Origin of the sequence: Streptomyces sp. NPDC048211, assembly GCF_043202315.1 — a bacterium.
Classification (GTDB): Bacteria; Actinomycetota; Actinomycetes; order Streptomycetales; family Streptomycetaceae; genus Streptomyces.
The window spans coordinates 548766-569210 of the sequence record NZ_JBIDAD010000002.1; the positions used below are offsets into that span (position 1 = coordinate 548766).

11 protein-coding genes and 1 pseudogene are annotated in these 20445 nt (G+C 73.3%); 8 read left to right on the forward strand and 4 right to left on the reverse strand.

The features are described from left to right. The first annotated feature begins 278 nt into the window (after positions 1 to 278). The 5 genes from ACGFZA_RS09265 to ACGFZA_RS09285 are packed head-to-tail and all read left to right on the forward strand — an operon-like array spanning position 279 to position 13583. Entirely contained in the window at positions 279 to 1139 is an 861-nt protein-coding gene (locus ACGFZA_RS09265; protein ID WP_393678464.1) for a DUF4132 domain-containing protein, read from the forward strand. Continuing rightward, a complete protein-coding gene (locus ACGFZA_RS09270; protein WP_393678466.1) occupies positions 1136 to 6334 on the forward strand; it encodes a hypothetical protein in 5199 nt (1732 codons plus the stop codon). The genes ACGFZA_RS09265 and ACGFZA_RS09270 overlap by 4 nt, the downstream gene beginning before the upstream one ends. Continuing rightward, complete coding sequence (locus ACGFZA_RS09275; protein ID WP_393678468.1) at positions 6331 to 7557, forward strand: AAA family ATPase; 1227 nt, start codon at positions 6331 to 6333, stop codon at positions 7555 to 7557. Before ACGFZA_RS09270 ends, ACGFZA_RS09275 begins: the two co-directional genes overlap by 4 nt. A gap of 3 nt (positions 7558 to 7560) precedes the next feature. After that, a complete protein-coding gene (locus ACGFZA_RS09280; RefSeq protein WP_393678470.1) occupies positions 7561 to 11649 on the forward strand; it encodes a DUF5682 family protein in 4089 nt (1362 codons plus the stop codon). Next, entirely contained in the window at positions 11646 to 13583 is a 1938-nt protein-coding gene (locus ACGFZA_RS09285; protein WP_393678472.1) for a hypothetical protein, read from the forward strand. Before ACGFZA_RS09280 ends, ACGFZA_RS09285 begins: the two co-directional genes overlap by 4 nt. Before the next feature lie 46 nt (positions 13584 to 13629). On the opposite strand, the gene ACGFZA_RS09290 is transcribed toward ACGFZA_RS09285, so the two are convergent. Continuing rightward, positions 13630 to 14214: a DinB family protein gene (locus ACGFZA_RS09290; RefSeq protein WP_385272842.1), complete on the reverse strand. Its 585-nt coding sequence runs from the start codon at positions 14212 to 14214 to the stop codon at positions 13630 to 13632. Between the two features lie 354 nt (positions 14215 to 14568). Here ACGFZA_RS09290 and ACGFZA_RS09295 point away from each other — a divergent pair, with 354 nt between their 5' ends. After that, positions 14569 to 14964, forward strand: a complete 396-nt coding sequence (locus ACGFZA_RS09295) for a PPOX class F420-dependent oxidoreductase (RefSeq protein WP_385272839.1) — start codon at positions 14569 to 14571, stop codon at positions 14962 to 14964. Between the two features lie 829 nt (positions 14965 to 15793). Here the strand turns inward: ACGFZA_RS09295 and ACGFZA_RS09300 are convergent. Continuing rightward, the gene (locus tag ACGFZA_RS09300) at positions 15794 to 16720 is read right to left on the reverse strand and encodes a zinc-binding dehydrogenase (protein WP_393678475.1); all 927 of its coding nucleotides are present in this window, start codon (positions 16718 to 16720) and stop codon (positions 15794 to 15796) included. Between the two features lie 88 nt (positions 16721 to 16808). Here ACGFZA_RS09300 and ACGFZA_RS09305 point away from each other — a divergent pair, with 88 nt between their 5' ends. Together ACGFZA_RS09305 and ACGFZA_RS09310 are read left to right on the forward strand one after the other, a co-directional pair. After that, entirely contained in the window at positions 16809 to 17276 is a 468-nt protein-coding gene (locus tag ACGFZA_RS09305) for a MarR family winged helix-turn-helix transcriptional regulator (protein WP_385272833.1), read from the forward strand. 10 nt (positions 17277 to 17286) lie between these two features. Next, positions 17287 to 17535: pseudogene (locus ACGFZA_RS09310) on the forward strand (transposase); the annotation flags it as partial. A gap of 150 nt (positions 17536 to 17685) precedes the next feature. Here ACGFZA_RS09310 and ACGFZA_RS09315 read toward each other — a convergent pair. Both ACGFZA_RS09315 and ACGFZA_RS09320 read right to left on the reverse strand, forming a co-directional pair. After that, a complete protein-coding gene (locus tag ACGFZA_RS09315) occupies positions 17686 to 19059 on the reverse strand; it encodes a tryptophanase (RefSeq protein ID WP_385272830.1) in 1374 nt (457 codons plus the stop codon). Beyond that, positions 19032 to 20288: a tryptophan dimethylallyltransferase family protein gene (locus ACGFZA_RS09320; protein ID WP_393678478.1), complete on the reverse strand. Its 1257-nt coding sequence runs from the start codon at positions 20286 to 20288 to the stop codon at positions 19032 to 19034. The genes ACGFZA_RS09315 and ACGFZA_RS09320 overlap by 28 nt, the downstream gene beginning before the upstream one ends. Positions 20289 to 20445: the final 157 nt, after the last annotated feature.

A 20445-nucleotide genomic window follows, 5' to 3' on the forward strand; every position in this document is an offset into this window, starting at 1 on the left:
AAGGTCCCGCCGCAGAGGAGGAACCGGCGGGGCGCGCCGGTCTTTCGCCGACTGCGTCGGCGAGTGTTCCCCGGCCCCGCAGACCTCGGCGAGAGGGGGCACGGCCGGGCGCTCCCTTGTGGGGCGCGGGCCCGTACGACGGAGCACAGGGGGCCGGAACTCATTGTCAGTGGGGCCGCCTAGAGTCTCTTCCACTCGTTACGGTGCGTTGCCGTGGGCGGGTTTCATCAGCGTGCCGCCGGCTCGGCGGCCGTCCGGAACATCGGGGAGAACAGCGCATGGGGTGGGTTCCGGCGGGCGACTACGAAGTCGCCCTGGAGGCGGGCAAGGTGGTCTGCCGCAACGGGAAGGGCCGGCGGCTGAAGTCCGTTCCGGCCAAGGTGAAGGACGACCCGGCGGTCGTCGGGCTCCGGCAGTTGACCGAGTGGCTGGAGCGCCACGAACACCAGTGCCTGACTGACGTCGAGCAGTGGATGGTGCGTTCGCTGCCCGTCCCCACGGCCGTGCTCGCCCGGGTCTGGCCCGACCCGGCGTGGCAGGCAGCCCTGCGGGACGTGGTGGTCACCGGCGCGGACGGTGGTGTCGCCGGGTTCCTGCGCGACGTCGATCCCGAACGCGGTCTCGGTCTCGTCGACCTGGACGGCGATACGGTCCGCATCACCCCGGACGTCGTCAGCGTCCCCCACCCCGTCCTCCTCGACGATCTCGACGAACTGCGGGAGTTCGCGGTCGAACTGGGAGTGAGCCAGAACGTCGAGCAGCTGTTCCGCGAGGTGTGGCGCCGCCCGCCGGGCCTCGGTCCGGACACCACCTCCGTGGACACCTACGCCGGCGGCGTCTTCAAGGAACTGCGCTTCCTGCACGGCCGCGTCACCCAGCTCGGGTACCGGTCGCGCGGCGGATACGCGGTCTGTCCGGTCGTCGAGGACGGCGCCACCGTCGAGGCGCGCATCTGGATCGGTGAGCACGACGGATACGACGCGTACGACACCGAAACCGGCCCCCTGGGCTGGACCGACCCTTCGGGGCGCGCGCTGACGGCCGCCGAGGTCGGCCCCGTCGCGTGGTCCGAGGGCATGCGCATGGCGGCGGCGCTCTACGCCGGCCGCGACGTGGCGGACGAGGAGCGGGCGGCATGAGCACCACGACGACGGACACCGGAGCGGACACGACGGCAGCGGGCGAGGCGTTTCTCCCCGCCCAGGCCCGCGCCGAGCGCACTCCCGCCTCTGCCGCCGAGTCCCGCGCGGCAGCCCTGCTGGACGCGGGCGCGATCCTTCCGGCCGGCACCACCGGCCGGGACGACGTCGACGCGCTGACCGCTCGCACCTACACGCACCACGCCCTCGGAGACCGCCGGGTGGTCCGGCTCGTGCCCGGCACCCTCGGCGAAGCCGAGGACCTGGCCCTGGAGTTCCTCGGACTGGCCCGGACCGCCGAGGCCCCCGTGGTGGGCCAGGTGCGCCGCGAGACGCTGGGCTTCCCGGCCTGGGCACTGGTCAACGACCCGGCCAACGGGCACCACGCCCTGGCCCTGGTCAAGGACATCGAGCGGCTGGGCCGACAGGCCGTGACCCGCGCCGGAGCGGCCAAGGAGGGCTTCGACGAACTCGGCACCCGGCTCGGCCGGGCCGTGCCCCACTTCCTCCCCACCTACTACGAGCAGGTGGCACGCCTCTTCCTCCAGGCCGAGAACACCACCTACGCCGCCTCCTTCTTCGGCAAGGCCCGCGAGGCCGAGCGGGTGCACGGGCTGGTCGTCGACGAGGACCGGCAGCGGGCCGTCTTCCTGGAGTTCGCCTTCGCCGGCGCGCTGACCGTCAAGGCACTGCGGCAGTACGTGCGGGACCTGGTGGCCCGGCTCGCACCGGCGGACGCCTGGGCGCAGTTCCGCCGTCTGCTGGTCGAGCGCTGCGCGGCCGGAATGCCGCCGTACGCGGCGCTGCCGCAGGATGTCCGCGCCCTGGTCAAGGCCGCCGGGCTGGACCGCGAAGCCGCCGAACGCGAGCTGGTGGCCGATCTGATCGGCTCCCCGGGGGTCGTCCGTGCCCCCGCCTCGTTCTGGGCGGCCTACCGCTCCGGGCTCGTCGCCCTCGCGCGACGTGACGCGACCGTGCGGGCCCGGCTCCTGGGCTTCTTCCCGGAGACCTTCAGCGAGGGCGGCCGGGACACCGACGGCGAACGCGGCTGGCTCGCGCTGCTGGCCGAATCCGGAGCCGAGGACCTGCTGACCGTACTCCCGGACCCGTCGGACGACGCTCCCGCCGACATGACCGTTCCCTCCGTCGCCTCCGTCTCCCCGGCGGACTGGCTCGCCCGCTGGGAGGCGCACCGACGGCGTCACCGGGCCACCGCGGGCCGCAGCCCGCAGACCCTTGACCTGGCCGCCCGGATGGCGGACCGGCTGCGCGCCGACGGGCACCCCGTCGAACTGTTCCAGGGCCGGTGGCAGCGCAACGCCGATCTGGACCTTCTCGACCTCTGCCTGGCCTCCGGCGTCCCCGTCGCCGAGCCGGCCGAGGAGGACACGGGCACCGCGCACGCCCCCGGCCTTCCGGTCGGCCCCTGGCTCATCGACGTCGTACCCGGCGCGCGGGACCTCACCGCCGTCGCCGAACGGCCTTTCTTCCGCGCCCTCCTGAGCCGGAACGTCGGCGGCCTCGGCTCCGGACACGGTCAGCGGCTGAGCGACGCCGGCATGGCGAAGCTGGCGGCGCACCCGGTGCTCTCCGTGATCCTGGGGGAGTGGCTGACCGAACGCGCCGAGGAGTACGCGGCCGCACGAGGACTCCCCGGGCTGCAGCGCGCTCTCCACCAACTTTCGGCGTTCCGCGCCGTGGTTGCGGACGTCGCCCCGGAAGCCGTGCGACTCCTCAGGAGCCACGACGTCGTACCGCTGCTCGCCTCCACTCTGCGTACGGGCGTTCTCGACGAGCTGGGCTGGCCCGCCCTCGACGAGACCTACGCCGAACTGGCCGCCGAGGCCGCGGCCGCCACGAGTCAGCAGCGCCACCGCTCGAACGACGTCGGTGTCACCGATGCCTGGCCCGCGCTCATCCTGAGCACGTCCGAACGGGCCGTCGTCGTCGGCCCGGAAGGCGTTCTGCTGCAGCACACCCTGCGGCTGCCCGCCACCGTCGACCACTGGCGCCAGCTCGCTTTCCGTTACGTCGACGGTGAGTTGATGGTCATCTGGTGGGAGGACGGCAAGGTGCGCGGCTACTGGTCCCACCGCCCCGCCGAGGTGTTCACCGTCGGCGGCGAGCAGATTCCCCGCTGGGGCGGCTCCGGCCCCTCCGACGAGGTCTCCCTGCCGCTGCCCGGCGGCGGCCGCGCCACCGGTGGCAAGACCCTCCACGCGGGCGACACCTCCCTCCCGCCCCAGCGTGCCGTCGTCTCCGACGGAACCGTTCTCTGGCGGGAGGGCCACCAGGGCACACAGCGGGTGTGGCTGGAGTACGACCCGGCAAGCGGTACGCACGGCCGCGCGTCCCTCCCCGCCTTCCTCCGTTCCGGGGTGCGGGACGGCACCCGGCTGCTCACCGAGCACTGCCAGGTGCTGCCGCTCCAGCCCGGCCTGGAGACCACCCCGTTCGGCACGGACGGCACGGTCCTCGGCCGCTGGGTCCGCCGCACGGTCACCGAGCCCGGCACGGCCGACCCCGCCGAAGGGCACCGGATCGTCGCCGGCACTCCCGACGGCCACACGGTCAGCCTGCCGTACCCGCTGCCCGGGGGCGACACACCGTTGCTGCTCGGCGCCCTCACGCTGCCCGGCGGTTCACGGCCGGTCGCGGCCCTGCACTACCGCTCCGTCGAAGCACACCCGGCCGACACGGACGGCACCGGTGGCAGCCTGTGGTCCGTCACCCCCGGCAACTCCGGAGGGAACGGCGCGGCGGGCACCCCCTACGTGCCTCCCGTCTCCTACTGGCACGCCCTGCGCCCGAGGGACGAGCGGGGCTCGAACGCCCTGCGGAACCTGACGGACTCCCGGGCGGGAGAGCTGTTCAAGGAGGTAGCTGCCGCGGTCGCCCAGCACCTGGAGGCGTTCCGCGCCGTCAAGGAGTACACCGGCCCCTCATCGCGGGAGATGAGCGAGGAGGCCCTCGCCCGGGTGCTGCCCGAGGTGTCCGACACACGGCTCCTCACGGGCGTCACCGCGCTCGTCCGGAGCGCGGTGGACCGGGCCGTCGCAGCCGCCCAGTACCTGGAACCGCCCAAGCCCGCGGAGCCGGCCACGCCCCGCAACACCGCGCGCACCCAGGGCATGTTCTTCGATCACGAGCCCGAGCACGGCGACGACACGACGCTGCAGACCGCCTCTGCCTGGAACTCCGCGCGGATGCGCGGCGGCTGGTGGGGAGCCGGGCGCCGGTGGACCGTGGTCCGGCAGATCCTCGCCGTCAACCACGTGCTCGGCGGCGAGCCCGCATTCGGCCCGCCCCTCATGTCCAAGGTCCCGTTCACCTCCGTGGACGGCTGGCAGCGGGACGAGTACACCGTGCCCGGCGACTCCTTGACCTGGACCTCCCTCCTCGACAATCTGCCCGAACTGGCCTACCGGGCTGCCTCGGCGGCCACCTCCCCCGAGCACCGCACCGGGCTCCTCGTGTTCCTGGAGACCCTCGCCGCGGGCCCGCTGGCCGACCCGGCGGGAACGGTCCGGGAGGTGGAGCTCGTCGAACCGATCCCCGCAGGGGCGACCGGGCCGGGACGCCCCGAGGCCGTGCACCGCCTCGGCCAGGTGCTCCGCAGGGGGGACCGCACCGTCGTGATCCTCGCCGGCCGGGGCCGGAACTCCCTGAACGACGCGGCACGCTGGCTCGCCCTGGACCACGATCCGACCGGCGCCTTCGGCCCCGTCCCCGGATTCACCCTGGACCACGAGCACGTGCACCGGCACGGCATCGCCCGCGACCGGCTCACCCGGCTCACCACGCTGGTACGGGAGCAGGGCCCGGCGCCCTGGCGCCCGGAGGCCGCCGAAGCGTTCCACACGGCCACCGGAATCGGTCCCCTCCAGTCCACCGCCCTGCTGTCCGCAGCCGTCGAGGAGCCCGGCGCCGACGCGCTCACGCTGCTCGGGGTGAAGACACGTACCTTCGAGGCGGCTCAGGCGAGGCTCGACGCACTTCCCCACGACGACCGGCACGCCCTGCTCCGGGCACTGCTGCCCGAGGACCCGGCCGAGCTCTGGTCGACGGGCCCCGATGTCCGGGCCGCCGCCGAGGTCTGGCAGGAGCGCCTGGCCTCCCTCGTCCGTGTACCCGAGGAACTGGACCTCGACCTGTCGGGCACCACCGCGGGCGCTGTCGACCTGATCCTCAACGCGGGCTCCCGCACCTGGCTCGGCCACGGAACCGATGTCGAGGACGGCACAGGCCGCCCCGGCCTGCGCCGGGTGAGCGCACGCGGTGCGGTCTCCTCGGCCCTGACCGCGTTGCGCACCCTTGCCTACACACTCCCGCACGGGCACCCGCTCCGGGCGCACCTCCCCGTCGGGCTCGCGGCCCTGCGCGACCGTCTCACCGACCCGCGCCTGGTGCTTGACCTCGGTCTGGACTGGACCGAGTCGGGGGAGTCGATGGGCCCCGTGGTCCGCGCCGCCCACGGGCTCCCCGAGTCCGGCGGTGCCGACGCCGACGGTCTGGTCCGGGCCGGCACGGCGCTGCTCCTCGCCCCCGGCCACGGCACCAGCGAGAAGGTGCTGCTGCGCCCGGCCGGCCTGGCAGGCCCCGACGACCCGGCGTTCGGCCTCGTCGAGGGAACCGCAGGTCCCTACCGCACCGGTGATGTGCTCGCCCTGCGCGCACTGCTGGGCGAGGAGACGGACGCGTTGGCCTCGGCGGGCGCCCCCGACGGCTCCGCGGACCACCCGGCCCAGGACCCGACGCGCACGGTGCCGGACCTGGTGGCCGAGGCCGTCGATGTCCTCGGCCTCAGCGCGGACGCCGCCGCTCTCTACCTGATGCTGCTGGCCCTTCCCGATCCGACGGACCGCAACTGCGTCCGCTGGACCGGATGGAAGCCGGCGCGGGTCAAGAAGGCCCGGGCGGAACTCGCGGCCACCGACCTCGTCGTGGAGGCGAAGCGCTCCCGCGCCGGCCGCACCCTGTTCCTCCCCTGCGGCTGGCTCGAACGCGGTACCCCCGGACTCCCGCTGGAGACGTGGAAGGAAGACCTGTACCCCGTGGCAGGGACCACCCGGACCCTGCCCTACCTCCCCGTTCCCGCGCTGTTCGCAGCCGCCTGGGGACGGGTCCGCGGCGGCGACGCCCCCGGCTTCGAGGAACTGGACACCCGCGCACCCCGGAAGGGCCGCCGCCGATGACGAACGACACCACGACCACCATGGACGGCACGTCCGCGGGCGGTGCCCCGGACCGGGCGACCTCGTCCGGACGGGAGCAGCACCGCCAGGTCACGCCGCCCGAGGACCGGTACGCCACCGAGCTGGCCTTCCTGGCCGCCCATGACTCCGGACCCCGCCCGCCCGGCTGGCTGCTCACCCCGCGGGCTGTCGTCACCTTCGTGATGGGCAGCGCGGGCGAGGCACTGAGCCTCCCGAAGAGTGCCCTGCCCCCGGCCGGGGTGCCGCCCCGCCTGGTGATCGAGCAGAAGTTCGTCGGCGAGCGCGCCCTGGTCGAACGGTGTGTGGTCACTCTCGCGGGAGAGCGCGGCCTCCTCCTCGTGGGCGAACCCGGCACCGCGAAGTCCATGCTCTCCGAGCTGCTGTCGGCTGCCGTCTGCGGAACCAGCGCGCTGACCGTGCAGGGCACCGCGGGCACCACCGAGGACCAGCTCAAGTACGGCTGGAACTACGCGCTGCTGCTCGCCCAGGGCCCCACCGAACAGGCCCTGGTGCCCTCCCCGGTGCTCACCGCCATGACCCGGGGGGCCGTCGCCCGCGTCGAGGAGGTCACCCGCTGCCTGCCGGAGGTCCAGGACGCCCTCGTGTCACTGCTCTCCGAGCGGCGGATCTCGGTCCCCGAACTCGCGGGCGGCGAGAGCGCCCAGATGCACGCGGCCCCCGGGTTCACGCTCATCGCCACCGCCAACCTCCGGGACAAGGGCGTCTCGGAGATGTCCGCCGCGCTGAAGCGGCGCTTCAACTTCGAGACCGTGGGCCCCATCGGGGACGTGGACGCCGAGACGGCGCTCGTGAGGAGCCAGTCGCGGGCGGCCGTCGAACGCGTCGGCGCCGCGTACCAGGTGGACGACGCGGTCCTCGAAACCCTGGTCACCGCGTTCCGGGACCTCCGTGAAGGCCGGTCCGCGGAGGGCTGGGAGGTCGAGCGCCCCTCCACGGTGATGAGCACGGCGGAGGCGGTCTCCGTCGCGGGCGCCCTGGGGCTTGCCGCCGCCTACTTCCCTGGCGACCGGGACGTGCTCTCCCTCCTGCCCGGCCATCTGCTCGGCGTCGTCCGGAAGGACGACCCCGCCGACGCGGCACGGCTGCTGGGGTACTGGGACGGTCCGGTCCGCCGGCGCGCGGAGCAGGGATCGGCCACCTGGCGCGCCCTGTGGGACCTGCGCGCGGTGCTGGAGAACTGACCGATGAGCGAGTCGACCACCGCGGAGACGCGGTCCACTGCCGGGACGCCGTTCACTGCGGGGACGGGTGCCACCGCCGAGGTGCCGGCCACTGCTGAGGCGGGGGCCGTCGGGGAGGTGCCGTCCACTGCCGGGACGCTGTTCACCGCTGGGTCACGGTCCACTGCCGGGACGCCGTTCACTGTGGGGACGGGTGCCACCGCCGAGGTGTCGGCCACTGCTGATGCGGGGTCCTCCGCCGAGGTGCCGCCCCCCGTCGGGACGCGGTCCATCGCGGAGGTGCCGCCCACGGCCGGTGGGCAGGCCGTCCTTCCGGCGCAGGGCTCGGCGGCCGGCCCGGCCACGCCGGAAGCCGCGGTGGCCGCTCTTGCGGCGACCGGACCCGGGTTGCCGTTCCTCATCGGGGTGCGCCACCACGCGCCCTCGCTGGCGGCAGCACTCCCGGCGCTGCTGGACGCGGCGGCCCCCGACGTCCTCCTCGTCGAACTGCCCGCCGAGTTCCAGCCCTGGCTGGGCTGGCTCGCTCACGAGGAGACAGAGGCCCCGGTGGCGCTGGCCGCCGTGCCCGCCGACGGGCCGGGGTCCGGCTCGACAGGCGAACGGGGTCCGGCCTTCTACCCGTTCGCGGACTTCTCGCCCGAGCTGGTCGCTCTGCGCTGGGCTGCGCGCAACGGGGTCCCGGCCGTGGCCTGCGATCTGCCGCTGGCCGACCGGGCGTGGGCGGGCGGCCGTCCGGGGACTCCTTCGCCCGCCCCGGCGACCCTTTCCCCCGTCCCTGGGACCCCTGCCCCCGCCCCGGGCGCCGATTCCGCGCCCGCGCCCGTGCCGGGGGCGGGGTCCGGGCTGTCCGCCGCGCTCCGGTCCCGGCTCACCGGCCGGGACGGCGACGACCTGTGGGACCGGCTGGTGGAGGCCCTCGCGCCCGGTTCGACACCCGAGGCACTCCGCCGTGCCGCCCTGCTCACCGGCTGGGCGCTGCGCCATGAGGCCGAGGCGCGGAGCGAGGTGGACCGCACGGACCTGGTGCGCGAGGCATGGATGCGCGGGCATGTCGCCGAGGCCCTGGCGAGCGGGCGGCGGCCGGCCGTGGTGGTCGGAGCTTTCCACACCCCGGCACTGCTGCCGTCCGCAGTCGCAGGTTCCGCACCGGACAGCCGGGACACGCCCGTCGCCGCGTCCGACCCCAGCACGGACAGCCTCCTGGACAGCCGCGCGGACAGCCGCGTGAACGGGGCGGCCGGTGCGGCGGATTGCACGGTCTCCCTGGTCCCGTACACGTATCCGCTGCTCGATTCACGGTCCGGCTACCCGGCCGGCATCCGGGATCCGGAGTGGCAGCACACCGTCCTCGACGCCGCCGGGGACCCGGCCGCGCTGCACGAGGCGCTGATCCGCACCGCGGTCCGTATCTGCGCGGCACTGCGCGCACAGGGCCACCCCTACGGTCCGGCGGACGGCCGGGAGATCGTCCGGGTGGCCGGTGACCTGGCCCGCCTGCGCGACCTGCCCGCCCCCGGCCGCGGTGAACTCCTGGAAGCCGTGCAGACGGTGCTGGGGCGCGGCGAGACCTACGGCACGGGCCGCGCCGTGGCCCGGGCCCTCGAAGGCGTACTCGTCGGGGCCCGCACCGGACGGCCCGCGCCCGCCGCACCGCGCAGCGGACTGGCCCCCGCAGTCGAGGCCGAGACCGCCGCGGTCTCCCTTCCCGGCCCCGAGGACGCGCACGAGAAGACACCGCGCGACCTCCGGCTCGACCCGGCGCGCTCCACCCTGGACCGGCGCCGCGAGCTGCTGCTGCGCAGGCTCGCGGTGTGCGGCATCCCTTACGCGCAGGAGCAGGAGGTGACCGGCGCAGCGGGCGCGGAAGGCATCACGACGCGCTGGCAGGTGCGGTGGACCCCGGCGACGGCTGCGATGCTCACCGCAGCGGGGGCGCGCGGCGTCACCCCGGCCCAGGCGGCCGAGGGTGTGCTGCGGCAACGGCACGCGGCTGAGCGCGCGGAGGGCGGCCCGACGGCCGCCCAGGTCGTCCGCGGCCTCACGGAGGCCGCAGGCTGCGGGCTTCCCGCCCTGGCCGACGAACGGCTGACCGAACTGGCGGCCGTACTCCCGGCGAGCGGTACCCTGCCCGAACTCCTCTCCGGGCTCGACCTGCTGGATCGCCTGGACGCCGGCCACCTTCCGGGCCTGGCCGCGCCCGACGCTGCCTCGGCCCCGGACTCCACCGTCTCCGCCCGTGCCACCCGCACCGCACGCGCGGCCGAACTCCTGACCTCGGCAGCGGTCCGCCAGGTCGACGGCCTGACCGGATCCGAGGAGCCCGAGGACGCCCGGGCGCTGCTCGAACTGGCCCAGCGGGCCAACCGGATGGGCGGCATCCGGCTCACCGCGGCCCTCGCGCGGCTGGCCGCTGACGGCACCCCGTTGATCGCCGCCGCCGCCGGAGCCGTCAGGGTGCTCACGGGGCACGAAGAGGCCGGGGCCTTCGGGGGGCGCGTCGCCTCCTGGGTGGACGGGGCCGTGGACAGCACCTCGCGGGCCGCGCTCACTGCCCGCCTCACCGGTGTCCTGACGGTGGCGGGCCCACTCCTGACCGTCGGCGTCGGGGCCCTGGACCCGTTGCTGCACCGGGTCGTCGAGCTGGACGACACCGCGTTCCTGTCCCGGCTTCCGGCCCTGCGCGGTGGCTTCGACACCCTGAGCCCTGCCGCCCGGGAACGGTTGCTGGACACCGTCGAGGAGCGGCTGGGCGAGCGGGTGGGCACCCTCGACGCGGACGATCCTGCCGAACTGGCCCGCCGTACGGCTGCCGACCTCGCGGCCCGGGAGCTCCTGACCGGCCTCGGTCTGCCGGTGCCCCCGCCCGAGCAGGACCACCGGTTCCCACCCCTGTCCGACCGCCCCGCCGGACCTTCCACCGAGACCGCACCCGCCGCATCGGCCGAACCCTCGACCGAAGCCACCCCCGCGCGGACCCTCGCGCCCGCCGACCGGTGGCGGCTCGTGCTCGGCAGGCGCCCGGACCAACTACCGGCCGGCGCCGCCCGCCTGGCGACCGCTCTGGACGAGCTCTACGGCGCGGGACACGGCGAGGGATCCCGCAGCGGCCTCCCCGGTCCCGGCCCCGGCTCCGGATCACGCGGCGGCCGCGAACCGTCGTTCCCCGGTGTCCGCGACTGGTCCGAGGAACTCGCCGCGCTGTTCGGCCCCGGCATCCGCGAGGAGGTTCTCGCCGTCGCAGCCGCGACAGGCCGTCAGGACGTTCTCGCCGAACTGGACCCGGCCACCGTCACCCCCTCCGTGGAACTGCTCCGGACGATCCTGCGGTACGCCGGCGGTCTCCCCGAAGCCCGCCTCGCGGCGCTCCGGCCCCTGGTCCGCCGCCTGGTCGACGAACTGACCCGGCAGCTCGCCACCCGGCTGCGGCCCGCCCTCACCGGCACGATGCTGGCCCGGCCCACCCGCCGCCCCGGCGGCCGGCTGGACCTGCCGCGCACACTGCGCGCCAACCTGGCCACCGCCCGCCGGTCGGCCGACGGAACGGTCCAGGTGATCCCGGAGAAGCCGGTGTTCCGCAGTCGCGGCCGCCGGTCGGCCGACTGGCGCCTGATCCTGGTCACCGACGTGTCCGGATCCATGGAGGCGTCCACGATCTGGTCCGCGCTGACCGCCTCCGTACTCGCCGGGGTGCCGACGCTGAGCACCCATTTCCTGGCCTTCTCCACGGAGGTCGTCGACCTCACCGGCCATGTGCACGATCCCCTCTCCCTCCTGCTGGAGGTGAGCGTGGGCGGGGGCACGCACATCGCCGCCGGGCTGCGGCACGCCCGCAGCCTGATCGCGGTGCCCACCCGCACTCTCGTCGTCGTCATCAGCGACTTCGAGGAGGGGGCTCCGCTCGGCGGACTGCTGTCCGAGGTGCGGGCTCTGGTGGCCACCGGCTGTCACGTTCTCGGGTGCGCGAGCCTCGATGACGCAGGCCGGCCCCGCTACTCGACGGGCGTCGCCGGGCAGCTTGTTGCCGCCGGTATGCCCGTTGCCGCCCTCAGCCCACTCGAACTGGCCCGCTGGATAGGGGAGAAGACCGCATGAGTGCCGACCGGTTGCCACCCGTCGCGCCGGAAGTCACGGCCACGCTGGTGGAGAACCTCTCGCCCCGCCTGCGTAAACGACTGGACGCGGCAGTCACCAAGCTCGGCGTCCGTCCGACGCGTCGCGACGGGGACACGGTGACGATCGCGGTCGACGACGAGACCGAGTTGCGTCTGCACGCCCCGGGCGGTGTGGTGGCGACGGCGGACGCCATCACGTGTGGCTGCCTCCTCGCCCCGGCATGCGTCCACCGTGCAGCCGCCGCCTGCGCCGCCCCCACGGCGGACCCGGGGCCGGAGCCCGCCGAACCGCCCGCCCGGGCGACCCCCGAATCCGACTCCGCAACGGACCCGGCACGGGACCTCGCCGACCGTCCGGCCGTCACCTCGACACCGCCCCCTACTTCCACCCCGACCTCTACCCCCACCCCCACCTCCACGCCGACCTCCACCCCCACACCGACCTCCGCCTCCACGCCGACCCTCGGGCCCACTCCGGACGCTGCCTCCCCGCCCGAGGTGGCGAGCCAGGCCCAGCGTGCCGCCGCCGACGCCTTGTGGTCGGCAGCCGCCGCCGTGCTGGAGGCCGGCGTCGACGGGGCAGGCGCCGTCACCCAGTCCGTCCTCCTCCGTGCCGCGCACACCGCCCGGCTCCGGCAACTGCCGCGCGCCTCGGGCGCCGCGCTGTCCGTCGTCACGCTGCTGCGGGCGGCCCGCACCGGGGACCCCTCGTACCGCACCGCCGACCTCGTCACGGCCCTGGCCGAACTCATGGGTACCGCACACCGCGTAGGTGCGGCGTCCGGGGCGGAGCTGGTCGAGGTCAGAGGCCGCGCGCGCCGTCCGTACAGCTCGGACGGCTCGCTGCGCCTGTACGGCCTGTTCACCGAACCCGTGGTCACCGACTCGGGACACGGCGGCGTCCGCACCTGGGTCGCCGGAACGGACGGCCGCCTCTGCACGGTCGGTGACGTGGCACCCGGCGGCGTCGGGCGCGCCCTGGGCGTCGCCGACCGGGCTGTGCGCCTGGGGGACTGCGCGCTCACCCACCGGGAGCTGGGCCGGGCCGGCCTGGCGGTCTCGGGGGCGACGGTCTCGCCGGACGGCAGGCTGGGCGCCGGGAAGGGCGTCAAGGCCGTGACCGCCCGGGGCGCGGCGTGGACGGAACTGCCGCTCAGCGTCCTGTGGGAGACGCCGCCGTCCGAACAGGCCGCCCGCGCGCTGCGGTCGACCTCCCGCTACGCGGCCCCGGAGGGCGGAGGCAGTGACCTGCTCTTCCTGGACGTCGAACTCCTCGGGGCCGTAAGGGAGTCGGGAGGCTCCTGTCTGCTTGCGCTGTGCGAGGGAGGCGTACAGGTCCGGCTTACCGTCGCCGACGACGATTCCGCGCTGGCCCACCGCGACAACCTGACCCTGCTGGCCACGGCGCCGGGCACACGGCTGCGGATCATCGGCCGCCTGGTACCCGCCCCACACCCCCGGCTCACTCTTCTCGCCTGTTCGCACCCCACTGGCGAGGGCACGATCGACCTCGGCCTCGACCGCCTGCGCCGCGCCGACCTCCCGGACCCGTCCGCCCCTGTGCACCTCGCCCCGCCACAGCCCGGAGAGGACGGCGCGCACGCGCCCCTCTACCTCCTGGAGCGCCGGGTCGAACAGGCGGTGACGGCGGGCCGCGGCGCCCTCGGCATGCTCGGCGACGTCACCGCCGAGACCCACCGCATCCGCCGCGCGGGCCTCCCCACGGCCGCCGGACTCCTCGGCGCCCTGTGCGCCTCGGCGGCCCGACGCGATCGCGACCTCTTCGGCCGGCTCCTCCCTGCCGACACCGACGGCTTCGCCACCTACTGGCTCACCGCCGCCCGATACACGGCGGCCGTCGCCGAGCGCCTGTGCGCGGCAGCCTGGGGAGCGACGCAGGAGGGACCGGGCTGAGATCACTGGGTGGTGCGGTCGTGTCGGAAGTCCCGGCGAGGACGGCTCACATGCTGGTGGGATCAGCCGCTCCGGCGGCCCGCTCGACCTTCGCACGGTGGCGCGCCCCGTCATCCACGTCGTATTCCTGGGTGTCCGTGCTGTGTGTGCCGACCGCGCCGTCGAGCTGTTCCCGCAGGATGTCGGCATGACCGGTGTGGCGCTGGGTCTCGTTCAGGACGTGGACCAGGACGTTGAACAGTGTCACGTGGGGGTGCGGCCACCACGGGACGTGACCGGGCGCGTCGATGTCGAGCGCCTCGATGGTCGCGTCCGCGTGTTCCCACGCCTGCCGGTACAAGCCGATGATCTGCTCGCGGGTCTCGCCCTCGGCCGCCCAGAGGTCGGTACCGTGCGCGGCCTTGTCGTCCCAACGGGGCAGCGGTTGCGGGAACGGGCGGCCGAAGACCTCGCCGAAGTATCTCGCCTCCCAAGTCGCCAAGTGTTTGACCAGACCGAGGAGGTTGGTCCCCGACGAGGTCAGGGGACGCCGGACGTCGTATGCGGAGAGACCGTCGAGCTTCCAGACCATCGACTTGCGTATCCACCGCAGACTGGCGTGCAGGTGCTCCTTCGCGCATTCATCGATCATGACGGGCAAGGCTTGCAGGCCGCGCCGGTTTGTTCAACGGACCAGGCCGTCAGCCGGCTTGGGAGCGGCCCGAGTACGCCTGGCGGGCTGACCCGCGATACACCCCGCCAGAGCGTCGAACGTCTCCGGCCGATTGGCAGGCTCTCTGCTGGACGCGCCGTCACCGTCTCTTCACCGGTGCGCACAATGCGCGATCGCGGCCACACGTGTCCCGGCGCCGTCTGCGGTACCAGGGAGGGCCGGTGCCGTGGCTGAGGTCAGCAGCCTCTGTCCTGTGGTGGGAAGAATTCGATCTTCATGCTTGTTCTGCATCAGCAGTGAACAACTCGGAGTGTTGGAAGGAAGGGTGAGGTTGTGTCAGCAACGTTCAACGAGGGGACGCGCGCACTGCTGGACGGGAGGAACTTCGCCACTGTCGCGACGCTGAACCGGGACGGTGGGCCGCAGACCTCGGTGGTCTGGATCGCGAGGGACGGAGACACGGTGCTCTTCTCCACTACGGCGGGGCGCCAGAAGGCCAGGAATCTCGCCCGGGACCCGCGGATCAGCCTTACCGTCTTCGATACCGAGAACCCGTACCAGTCCGTAGACATCCGGGGCACCGCCGAGCTGATCGAGGACCGGGAGAAGTCACTGCCTCACACGCTCTCGCAGAAATACCTCGGTGAGAACCCGCCCGCCGAGCCGGAGGAAGTACTCCGGCTCATCGTGCGGGTGACACCGAACAAGGTCACTGGCTTCTCCGCCTGACGGACTGCGCCCGCGACCGATCCTGGTCGCAGGTGGGCACATGGCGAAGGCCGCACGAGTCGAGTCGCGTGTGATGACAAGTCAGGCCCGCACGGCCATGTCCCGTGCCGCCCTCTGCGGCCTGTCGCGGGAGCACCTGGGCGAGCTCGCCATGGAGCTCGCCCAGGCGCTGGGAGGCGCGGCGCGAGTCCGGGCGCCGGGACCGGCGCGGGGGGGTGTACGGCAACGGGACGCCGGACCCGGGCGGCGGGCGTTCGTCTCCGGCAAACGCAGGCGGAACACGATCGAGACGACGACCATCGGCGACGGCCAGGGCCGCACCCTGTGGTCCGGGGCCACCCGGCCCGGCAGGATGCATGACCGGAGCGCGATGCGCACCGAGGGCATCGCCGAGCAGTTCCGCCAACGCCCCGGCACCGAAGCCGAGGTCGACGACGGCTGTCGGGACCTGGCGAACGAGTTCCCCGAACAGGTCTCGGTCCCGCCGAGGAAGACGAAAGGGCACGGTGATGACGCACCGCTGACCGAGCAGCACGGCCGGCGCGTAGACCGAGCGCCGCCAGTCCTCCCGTCTCCCGTCGGATCTGCGTCGAGCACGCGCAGGCCGAGCACCGCCAGTGGCGTCCGCTCCAGCGATCCACCGGACGGCGCGCAACCTACGCCGAGACCCACCCGCCATCGCCGGACTCGTCCCCGACCGCGCCGCCCGCAGACCCACTCGCCGCAAGGCGAGCACCGAACTCGCACTCGTCCGCGAGACGGCCTGCCGAACCATCCAGCAGCCGAACCTCCAGGCCGGCACGCCCCGAGATCAATCGCGGGACAGCCCTCAGGGCACGAAGACCAGGCGTTCGCTGGTCTTCTCGGACCACGCCTGCGCGATCCGGGCCAGCGGTACCGCTCGGGCCTTGACGTCAAGGGCGCCCGCGGTCACCGCTTGCGCCAGCTCCGGCAGTTCGGCGATGAAGTCGCGGGGAGAGACCGAGCCGATGCCGCTGCCCACGATCTCCAGCTGTGCCGCCCGCAGGGCCGACGAAGGGATCGGGGCGGTCCGGCCGGCCATGGAGCCGATCTGGACCCAGGTCAGCGGGGCGGAGCGGTCGGCACGGGCGGTGAGGATCGGAAGCATCGCGTCGGCGGCGGGTTCGCCCCACACGAAGTCCAGGACGACATCGACGTCGGCTGCGGCGGCGACGTCGTCGAAGGTGAGCGCCCGGTCCGCGCCGAGGCCGGACAGCTCCCCGAGCCGGGTGGCGTCGCGGCCGGCGGCGAAGACCTGGGCGGCACCGAACCGCTTGGCGATCTGGACGGCCATGCGTCCGGCGCTGCCGGTGGCGCCGAGGACGAGAACGCGCTGCCCCTCGCGGAAGGTGATGCGGCGGCGCAGGGCCACCCAGGAGGACATGCCCGGGTTCATCGCGGCGGCGATCCGGACGGGGTCCACGTCGTCCGGCAGGACGATGCTTCGGCGTGAATCGATCACGGTGCGCTCGGCGAAGGTCCCGAGCTCCGTGTCGTCCAGGGCCGCGTAGCGCAGGCGGCCCGAGGAGTCGCGCACGACGCCGTCCGTGCCGGGAACCAGCGGGAACACGCCGGAGGCGGAGTAGTGGCTGCCGTCCGCCTTGGACCGGGTGAGGTGGTGCAGGCCCGCCGCGAGGACGTCCACGACGAGGTCGTGCTCGCCCCGGGCCACAGGGTCGGGGTGCTCGCCGTAGACGGGCGAGGCGTCGTATGCCGTGATGACCGCAGCATGCATGAGGAACTCCCACAGGTCAGTTGGTTTGCATTGCCAATCACTATGAGAGTTGTTGGTAATGCAAACAATGTCAAGTAGGGTGGTGTGCATGGCTCCCGAAGACTCCACGGACGCCCTGGTCGACGGCCTGGTGCGCAGCGCATTCCAGATCATGGGCGTGCTCACCCGCATCGGCGCCGAGCACGACCTGTCCCTCACCCAGCTGCGCGTGCTCGGCATCCTGCGCGACCGAAGCCCCCGCATGAGCGACCTTGCGGCCTTTCTGGGACTGGACAAGTCGACGATGTCCGGACTCATCGCCCGCGCCGAACGGCGCGGGCTCCTGACGCGCGGCACCAGTCCAGAGGACAAGCGCGCCGTCGTCGTCCTGATCACCGACGAGGGGCGCGCCCTCATCCAGCGCCTGTACGAGGAAGGCAAGGCCGTCCTCGCGCCGGCCACCGGACGGCTCGATGCGGAGCAGCGCGACCAGCTCGCCCAGCTGCTGGAGCCCCTCCTCTCCCCGCCCCTGCCGGCAGCGCCACGTCCCGAGCGCACGGTGCGCGGCACGTCCTGAACCGCCCACCGCCACGGGCATGCCGGTCCGCGTCTGCGACCCCGGCAGCCCCTGGCAACGCGGCTCCAACGAGCGTACGAACGGCCTGCTCCGGCAGTACTTCCCCCAAGGCGCCGCCCTGTCCCACTACAGCCGCGAGGACTTGCACGCAGCCGCAGCCGCCGCCGCAGCCGAACTCAACAGCCGCCCACGCACGACGCTCGGCCGGGAAACCCCGGCCGAGCGTCTGTCCGTACTGCTCGCCACCACACGTCAGTGATCACGTGTTGCGACGACCGCCGGAATCCGCCCACCGGGGTGGCGCCTTCCCGCGGCCGCTGCACTGTCGCTGGACCGGTGCAGCCGAAAGATCTGCACGGCTACAGGATCTGATGGCTGGGCCCGCGTCGTCGCGAACGAAGAATGCTGATCAGTCGCCGGACTTCACGGGCTCCAGTTTGATGCTGAAGTGACGCAGGATCGGGGACTGGCCCGTAACCCGGTAGCCACGGACCGATTCAGGATTCTTCGCGATATCCGCCAGGGTGGCGGCAACGTGGTCGTAGTGGCTGCGGGTGTAGACCCGGCGGGGGAGAGCCAGGCGTACGAGTTCGTAGGGCGCCGTCTTGACCGGGTTGCCGTGCTCGTCCTCTTCGCCGAGGTACAGCGACCCCAGCTCCGCCGAGCGGATGCCTCCGCGCAGATAGAGCTCGCAGACGAGTGCGGTGCCGGGGTACTGGTGCGGGGGGATGTGGGGCAGGAGGCGGCCGGCGTTGATGTAGAGGGCGTGCAGACCGGCGGGCTCCACGATGTCGACGCCGGCCTCGCGGATGCGTGCGGCGAGATAGGCGGCTATGTCGGCGCGCTCGGCGAGGTAGGCCGGCTCGGTCACTTCGAGGAGGCCGCGGGCCATCATGTCGAGGTCGCGTCCGGACAGTCCGCCGTAGGTGGTGAATCCTTCGGTGGCGATGAGCAGACCCCCGCACCGCTCGGCGAGTTCGGCGTCCTTCAGGCCGATGAAGCCGCCGATGTGGACGATCCCGTCCTTCTTCGCGCTCATGACGCAGCCGTCGGCGAGGCGGAAGGCTTCCTCGGCTACCTGGCGCGGGGTGCGGTCGGCGTAGCCGGGTTCGCGCTGGGTCACGAGCCAGGCGTTCTCCGCGAACCGGGCCGCGTCGAGGATCATCGGCACGTGGTGACGGCGGCACAGTTCCGCGGTGCGGTGCAGGTTCTCCATGCTGACCGGCTGGCCCCCGCCACCGTTGTTGGTGATGGTCATCAGCACAGCCGCAACGGGCGCCCGGTCCGCGTTCTCCAGGGCCTGTTCGAGGGCGATCAGGTCGATGTTGCCCTTGAAGGGAAAGTCGCTGTCGAGGTCCTTCGCCTCGGCGCAGGGCAGGTCGTGCGCCGTGCAGCCGGTCAGTTCGACGTTGGCACGGGTGGTGTCGAAGTGCGTGTTGGACAGCACACTCGTGCCGGGCCGGAGCAGCGAGGAGAAGAGGATGCGCTCGGCCGCGCGGCCTTGGTGGGCCGGCAGGATATGGGGGTAGCCGGTCAGTTCGGAGACGACCTCGTGCCACCGGTAGAAGGAGCGGCTGCCGGCGTAGGACTCGTCGCCCTGCATTCCTGCGGCGAGCTGGTCTGCGGAGATGGCGCCGGTCCCGGAGTCGCTCAGAAGGTCGATGGTGACTTCGTCGGCCCGCAGCTCGAAGGGGTTGTAGGCGACCCGCTCCAGCGCGGCCTTGCGCTCCTCCCGGGTGGTGAAGGCAAGAGGTTCTACGACCTTGATGCGGTAGGGCTCCATGTGACTTCCTTCTGTGCGGTGTGCGGGCTGACGTGGCCGAAGGTCTGGTGCGCGAGGTCCAGGACGCTCTGGGGGCGTTGCGCAGGCATCCAGGTGCTCTGCGGGTACTCCTCCTGCGGCGGCCGGACGCGGTAGGCCTCGGAACTCAGGTAGGTGGTGAGCCGTGGCGGCCGGTTGCGCTCGTACACCAGGGCCAGGTAGGCGATCAGCCCCACGCCGTCGGCGAGGGTTCGTTGTGTGAGCGCTCCCAGACTTCGGTTCAGGACAGTGGGGTCCATGCCGGCCCGGGTCAGCAGGGCAGTGGCGCGGGCGAGGGTCTCTTCGTCGTCGCGCACGTAGTCACGAACGGGAATGTGGAGTGTGAAGCCGCTCGGGTTGTTGTCGCCTTCGGTGAAGGAGTGGCAGGTGAGCGCCGGCCGCCGCACCAGTCGCAGCGGGTCGGTCCCGCCGCGCTCGGACGGGGCGAGGGAGCCCGCGGCCGCGTGGAAGAAGTAGCGGATGTCGGCCGCTGTGGCTCCGGAGTTACGGCTGAGCGCGCAGGCGTCATCGGCTGACATGCGCGGGTGCCTCACATAGACCTTGACGCGGGGGGACGCCCAGTCGCCCAGGTCCAGGGCGAGGAACGGATAGCCGGCCGCCGGGGGCAGTTGCTCGAAGGCCCGGCCGTAGCCGAGCCGCCGCAGTGCCTCGCGCACGGTGCGGGCCGCGTTCTCCGGGCCGGAGGCGGAGGGGTCCAGGTAGACCTTGACCCCTGGGACCCCTCCGGCGCGCAGATCGAGCGCGTACCACAGGGCCAGGGTGCCCTGGGGTGCAGCGGGGAGGAACAAGTCGGCGATGGAGTCGAGCCGGTCGGTTGCGAAGCCCCAGCGGGCGCCCATTGCGCGGATGACCGCAAGCCCGGCGCGGCCGCTGTCGGCCATGTCGCTGTGGGCCCACCCGGGCTCCACGAGCACGCGCAGGGCCGGGGCGGAGTCCGGCGCGTTGGCGAGGGAGAACTCGACGGGGCTGTGGTCATCGGAGAGGAAGGTGGGCGAGGCCGGCGGCAGGGACAGCGGCCGGTGGGCGGCGCCTGCCAGGGAGTCGGTCAGGACCTGTCCGTACAGCTCGATGTCCGTTTTGCTCAGCCCCACCGTGGCGCCCAGGCGCCGGAGTTGACCGAGTACGTGGTCGCCGAGCGTCGTCTCACCGGGGCTGGTTGCCGGTGAGACGACGCTCGGGCGGGAGGTCATCGTGTGCCCCGCACGTCGTGGTGCGTATCGCGTCCGGACGGTGCGGGAGTACGGGGACGTGCTCTGCCGACAAGCGAGGAGCCGAGGGCCGGCCCGCTGCCGTGAGCAGCGGGTATTCGTTCCTGCGGCTTGTCGGGGTCGCCGCCCCCGCACGGGT